Annotated in this window: 5 protein-coding genes; all 5 read left to right on the top strand. The window is 52.4% G+C overall.

Annotated features, from left to right (window positions below; all coding sequences use genetic code 11):
- Positions 1-144 precede the first annotated feature (144 nt).
- Positions 145-945, top strand: coding sequence for a glucosamine-6-phosphate deaminase (gene nagB / locus L977_RS07375; protein WP_008501061.1), 801 nt, complete (start codon positions 145-147; stop codon positions 943-945).
- Positions 946-1,000: 55 nt separating this feature from the next.
- On the top strand, positions 1,001-2,149 hold the full coding sequence (gene nagA / locus L977_RS07370) for an N-acetylglucosamine-6-phosphate deacetylase (RefSeq protein ID WP_045268243.1): 1,149 nt from the start codon (positions 1,001-1,003) through the stop codon (positions 2,147-2,149).
- A gap of 8 nt (positions 2,150-2,157) precedes the next feature.
- A complete protein-coding gene (gene nagC, locus L977_RS07365) occupies positions 2,158-3,378 on the top strand; it encodes a DNA-binding transcriptional regulator NagC (protein ID WP_014883011.1) in 1,221 nt (406 codons plus the stop codon).
- Positions 3,379-3,423: 45 nt separating this feature from the next.
- Positions 3,424-4,176 carry a ribonucleotide monophosphatase NagD gene (gene nagD / locus L977_RS07360; RefSeq protein ID WP_008501057.1) on the top strand — a complete coding sequence of 251 codons (753 nt, stop codon included), beginning with the start codon at positions 3,424-3,426 and terminating at the stop codon, positions 4,174-4,176.
- Between the two features lie 248 nt (positions 4,177-4,424).
- Positions 4,425-6,089 (top strand): asparagine synthase B, encoded by a 1,665-nt coding sequence (gene asnB / locus L977_RS07355; protein WP_047625505.1) that lies wholly within the window; start codon positions 4,425-4,427, stop codon positions 6,087-6,089.
- Positions 6,090-6,358 lie beyond the last annotated feature (269 nt).

Raw genomic sequence — 6,358 nt, 5'->3', positions numbered from 1 at the left:
TTCACTGGCTAACAGCGAAAACTTATTTTATCATTCAAAAAATCAAGACGGATTGATCCAGCCTGAAAGGTTCCAGGTTACGCTTAAGTATCAGGTTCCGGTAGCCATCCGCCCACTCTTCTACTTTAACTCTTGAGGTGAACAATGAGACTGATTCCCCTGGCAACTGCTGAACAAGTCGGTAAATGGGCCGCTCGCCATATCGTTAACCGCATTAATGCCTTCAAGCCTACCGCCGATCGTCCTTTCGTTCTTGGCCTGCCAACCGGCGGTACTCCGCTGACGGCGTATAAAGCCCTGGTTGAAATGCACAAAGCGGGCCAGGTTAGCTTCAAACATGTTGTGACCTTCAATATGGATGAATATGTCGGCCTGCCAAAAGACCACCCGGAAAGCTACCATAGCTTTATGCACCGGAATTTCTTTGATCACGTTGATATCCCAGCGGAAAATATTAACCTGCTGAATGGAAATGCGCCTGATATTGACGCAGAATGCCGTCAGTACGAAGAAAAAATCCGTTCTTACGGTAAAATCCACCTGTTTATGGGCGGCGTGGGCAACGATGGTCATATCGCGTTTAACGAGCCGGCATCGTCCCTGGCTTCTCGCACGCGTATTAAAACGCTGACCCATGACACCCGCGTGGCAAACTCCCGCTTCTTTGACGGTGATGTGAACCAGGTTCCAAAATACGCCCTGACCGTTGGCGTAGGCACCCTGCTGGATGCCGAAGAAGTGATGATTCTGGTGCTGGGTGGCGTGAAAGCGCAAGCGCTCCAGGCTGCCGTTGAAGGCAACGTTAACCACATGTGGACCATCAGCTGCCTGCAGCTGCATCCAAAATCAGTCATCGTCTGCGACGAACCGTCCACGATGGAGCTGAAAGTGAAAACGCTGAAATACTTCAACGAGTTAGAAGCCGAGAACATCAAAGGTCTGTAATTGATTAACCGCCTCTTCTCTAAGAGGCGGCCGCTTTTTTTAACCGGGGGTCGTTATGTACGCTTTAACCCACGGTCGGATTTATACCGGCCACGAAATTCTGGATGACCATGCGATTGTTATCGCCAATGGCCTGATTGAACGTGTTTGTCCGCAGGCAGAACTGCCGCCAGGGATTGAACAGCGCTCACTCAATGGAGCAGTAATCTCCCCCGGTTTCATCGACGTACAGCTGAACGGCTGCGGCGGTGTGCAATTCAATGACACTGCCGAGGCGGTGACGGTTGAAACGCTGGAAATCATGCAGAAAGCCAACGAGAAATCGGGCTGCACCAGCTATCTGCCAACGCTCATCACCAGCAGTGATGACCTGATGAAACAGGGTATCCGCGTGATGCGCGAATACCTCGCCAAACACCCTAATCAGGCGCTCGGTCTGCACCTGGAAGGGCCATGGCTGAATATCGTGAAGAAAGGCACTCATAACCCGGATTACGTGCGCAAGCCTGACGCTGAACTGGTCGACTACATGTGTGCGAACGCCGATGTGATCGCTAAAGTGACGCTGGCACCAGAGATGACCGGCACTGACGTGATCAGCAAACTGGCTGCCGCCGGGATTGTGGTTTCAGCAGGGCACTCAAACGCCACGCTGAAAGAAGCCAAAGCGGGCTTCCGCGCGGGCATTACCTTCGCCACGCACCTTTACAACGCCATGCCTTATATCACCGGTCGCGAACCGGGTCTGGTCGGGGCGATTCTGGACGAGCCAGACGTCTACTGCGGCATTATTGCTGATGGTATGCATGTGGATTACACCAACATTCGTAATGCCAAGCGCCTGAAAGGTGACAAGCTTTGCCTGGTTACCGATGCCACTGCACCAGCAGGTGCAAATATTGAGCAGTTCATTTTTGCCGGTAAAACAATATACTACCGCAATGGACTGTGTGTGGATGAAAACGGTACGCTGAGCGGTTCCTCTTTAACCATGATTGAAGGGGTGCGTAACCTGGTTGAGCACTGTGGGATTGCGCTTGATGAAGTCCTGCGTATGGCTACCCTTTATCCGGCTCGCGCAATCGGCGTGGATAAACAGCTTGGCGGAATTGCACCGGGTATGGTTGCAAACCTGACGGCATTCACACACGATTATAAAATTATTAAGACCATCGTTAATGGTAACGAGGTCGTCACTGAGTAAGTAAAAGTATGACACCAGGCGGACAAGCTCAAATCGGTAATGTCGATCTCGTTAAACAACTTAACAGTGCGGCGGTATATCGCCTGATTGACCAACACGGGCCAATCTCTCGAATTCAGATAGCCGAACAAAGCCAGCTTGCTCCCGCCAGCGTGACAAAAATTACCCGCCAGCTTATTGAGCGCGGTTTGATCAAAGAAGTCGATCAGCAGGCCTCTACCGGGGGCCGCCGCGCTATCTCCATTATTACCGAAACCCGCAATTTTCAGGCGATTGGCGTTCGGCTCGGCCGTCATGACACCACGCTCACGCTCTACGATCTGAGCAGCAAAGCGATTGCGGAAGAGCACTATCCCCTTCCCGAGCGCACCCAGGAGACGCTGGAGCACGCGCTGCTGAATACCATCGCGCACTTTATTGAGAGCTGTCAGCGTAAGATCCGCGAGCTCATTGCAATTTCAGTGATTTTACCCGGTCTGGTCGACCCGGAAAGCGGCGTGATTCGCTACATGCCGCACATTCAGGTGGAAAACTGGGCGCTGGTCGATGCGCTGGAAAAACGCTTTAAAGTGACCTGTTTTGTCGGCCACGATATTCGTTCTCTGGCACTGGCAGAGCACTACTTTGGTGCGAGTCAGGACTGCGAAGACTCTATTCTGGTGCGTGTCCACCGCGGGACAGGCGCAGGTATTATTTCTAACGGTCGGATTTTTATTGGTCGCAACGGTAACGTCGGCGAGATCGGCCACATTCAGGTCGAGCCGCTGGGCGAACGCTGCCACTGCGGTAACTTCGGCTGCCTTGAAACCATTGCCGCCAACACGGCCATTGAGCAGCGCGTTCGCCATCTGCTTGAACAAGGTTACCAGAGTCGCGTCACGCTGGCTGATTGCAAGATAGGCACCATCTGCAAAGCCGCCAATAAAGGCGACGCGCTGGCCTGTGAGGTGATCGAGCAGGTTGGGCGCCATCTGGGGAAAACTATCGCCATCGCCATTAACCTGTTTAACCCACAAAAAGTGGTGATAGCCGGAGAAATTGTTGAAGCAGAAAAGGTGCTGCTCCCCGCGATTGAAGGCTGTATTAACACCCAGGCGCTGAAAGCATTCCGCCAGAATCTCCCTGTGGTTCGTTCAAAACTTGACCATCGCTCGGCAATTGGCGCTTTTGCGCTGGTGAAACGCGCCATGCTCAACGGTATTCTGCTGCAGCATTTGCTGGAAAGTTGATCGGACCTTATAGTAACGCCTTCTTTTTTTGATGTCGGAACGTCCATGACCATTAAGAATGTAATTTGTGATATCGACGGCGTGCTGATGCACGACAACGTTGCCGTACCAGGTGCTGCGGAGTTTCTTCACCGCATCATCGACAAAGGAATGCCTCTGGTTCTTCTCACGAACTACCCTTCTCAGACCGGTCAGGATCTGGCAAACCGCTTTGCGACGGCGGGCGTCGACGTCCCGGACAGTGTGTTTTATACCTCGGCGATGGCAACGGCGGATTTTCTGAAACGTCAGGAAGGCAAAAAAGCGTACGTGGTCGGCGAAGGCGCGCTGATCCACGAGCTGTATAAAGCGGGCTTTACGATTACCGATGTCAATCCGGACTTCGTGATTGTGGGTGAAACGCGCTCCTATAACTGGGAGATGATGCATAAAGCCTCGTTCTTCGTTGCCAACGGCGCGCGCTTCATTGCCACCAACCCGGATACCCACGGTCGAGGTTTTTATCCGGCCTGTGGCGCGCTGTGTGCCGGTATTGAAAAAATCTCCGGGCGCAAGCCATTCTATGTCGGCAAACCAAGCCCATGGATCATCCGCGCCGCGCTCAATAAAATGCAGGCCCACTCGGAAGAAACGGTTATTGTCGGCGATAACCTGCGTACGGATATTCTGGCCGGCTTCCAGGCGGGTCTGGAAACCATTCTGGTGCTGTCCGGCGTCTCGCAGCTTGATGACATTGATTCGATGCCGTTCCGACCAAGCTGGATTTACCCCTCCGTCGATGAAATTGACATTATCTGATACCAAACCACGCTCAGGGCGTGGTTTTTCATTTTTAGCCCTTACAAATAAAACCACATCTAACAAAAAGCGCACTTTATTGCATAATCATCAATAAAAGTGTTCATGACGTACTCTTTTTTCACTATTCCGCAATCACCATTGCACTATTTCCGTTTACACCCGTAAATCTCTTGCGCCCCTTCTCCCTTTGCGGCATTTTCATAAGCAAGCAACATTACAAAGCAACAGGGTTAACGGAGAAGGTTATGTGTTCAATTTTTGGCGTACTGGATATTAAAACTGACGCGGGCGAACTGCGTAAAAAAGCACTCGAACTGTCCCGCCTGATGCGCCATCGCGGCCCGGACTGGTCAGGCGTTTACGCCAGTGATAAAGCGATTCTGGCTCACGAACGTCTGTCTATCGTAGACGTCAACGCCGGTGCACAGCCGCTGTATAACGAGAAAAAAACGCACGCGCTGGCTGTTAACGGTGAAATCTATAACCATCAGGCACTGCGCGCCGAGTACGGCGATCGCTACGTCTTCCAGACCGGGTCTGACTGTGAAGTGATTCTGGCGCTCTATCAGGAGAAAGGTCCGGAATTCCTGGACGACCTGCAGGGTATGTTTGCCTTCGCCCTGTACGATAGCGAAAAAGACGCGTATCTGATTGGCCGCGACCATATCGGTATTATCCCGCTGTACATGGGCCACGATGAACACGGCAACTTCTATGTTGCCTCTGAAATGAAAGCTCTGGTACCGGTCTGCCGCACCATTAAAGAGTTCCCGGCAGGCAGCTATCTGTGGAGTAAAGACGGTGAGATCCGTCCGTACTACCAGCGCGACTGGTTCGATTATGACGCGGTTAAAGACAACGTGACGGATAAAGCCGAGCTGCGTCAGGCGCTGGAAGATTCCGTGAAAAGCCACCTGATGTCAGATGTACCTTACGGCGTGCTGCTCTCCGGCGGTCTGGACTCCTCCGTGATCTCCGCGATCACCAAGAAATTCGCCGCTCGCCGCGTGGAAGATCAGGAGCGCTCCGAAGCCTGGTGGCCGCAGCTGCACTCCTTTGCCGTGGGTCTTGAAGGGGCACCTGACCTGAAAGCTGCGCAGGAAGTGGCAAACCATCTGGGCACCGTGCACCATGAAATTCACTTCACCGTGCAGGAAGGCCTGGATGCAATCCGCGATGTGATCTATCACATTGAAACTTATGATGTTACTACCATTCGTGCCTCAACACCGATGTACCTGATGTCGCGTAAGATTAAAGCGATGGGCATCAAGATGGTCCTGTCCGGTGAAGGTTCTGACGAAGTGTTTGGCGGCTACCTGTACTTCCATAAAGCGCCAAACGCCAAAGAGCTGCATGAAGAGACCGTGCGTAAATTGCAGGCACTGCATATGTTTGACTGTGCACGTGCCAACAAAGCAATGTCGGCATGGGGAGTGGAAGCGCGTGTCCCGTTCCTGGATAAGAAATTCCTCGACGTGGCGATGCGTATCAACCCGCAGGACAAAATGTGCGGCAACGGTAAAATGGAAAAACATATCCTGCGCGAATGTTTTGAATCATACCTGCCCGCGAGCGTGGCGTGGCGTCAGAAAGAGCAGTTCTCTGATGGTGTAGGTTACAGCTGGATCGACACCCTGAAAGAGGTGGCAGCAAAACAGATTTCCGACCAGCAACTGGAAACGGCAAGCTTCCGCTTCCCGTACAACACGCCGGGCTCGAAGGAAGCGTATCTGTACCGTGAAATCTTTGAAGAGCTGTTCCCGGTGCCGAGTGCGGCAGAGTGTGTTCCGGGTGGCCCATCCGTCGCCTGCTCGTCTGCCAAAGCGATTGAATGGGATGAATCTTTCAAAGCGATGAACGATCCATCAGGCCGCGCGGTAGGCGTTCACCAGTCTGCCTACAAATAATCGCGACGATTCTAATCAGGCCCCTCTGGGGCCTTTTTTTTGCCTTGCATTTCACTCTCGAAAAACGATTAATAACCAATAATTGCCGAATATTCGGTCACGCTGTTCGCAACCTAACCAAACAGTCACATTCCGGCTATTTTCGTTGAAAAAGGTGTTGACGCTGCAAGGGTCTATACGCATAATGCGCCCCGCAACGCCGATAAGGTAACGCGAAAAAAGATGGCTACGTAGCTCAGTTGGTTAGAGCACATCACTCATAATGATGG

This window comes from Enterobacter sp. ZOR0014, assembly GCF_000798855.1.
GTDB classification, from domain to species: Bacteria; Pseudomonadota; Gammaproteobacteria; order Enterobacterales; family Enterobacteriaceae; genus Enterobacter; species Enterobacter kobei.
The sequence above is the reverse complement of the archived record's forward strand: the minus strand, read 5'-3'. Positions and strand labels throughout refer to the sequence as shown.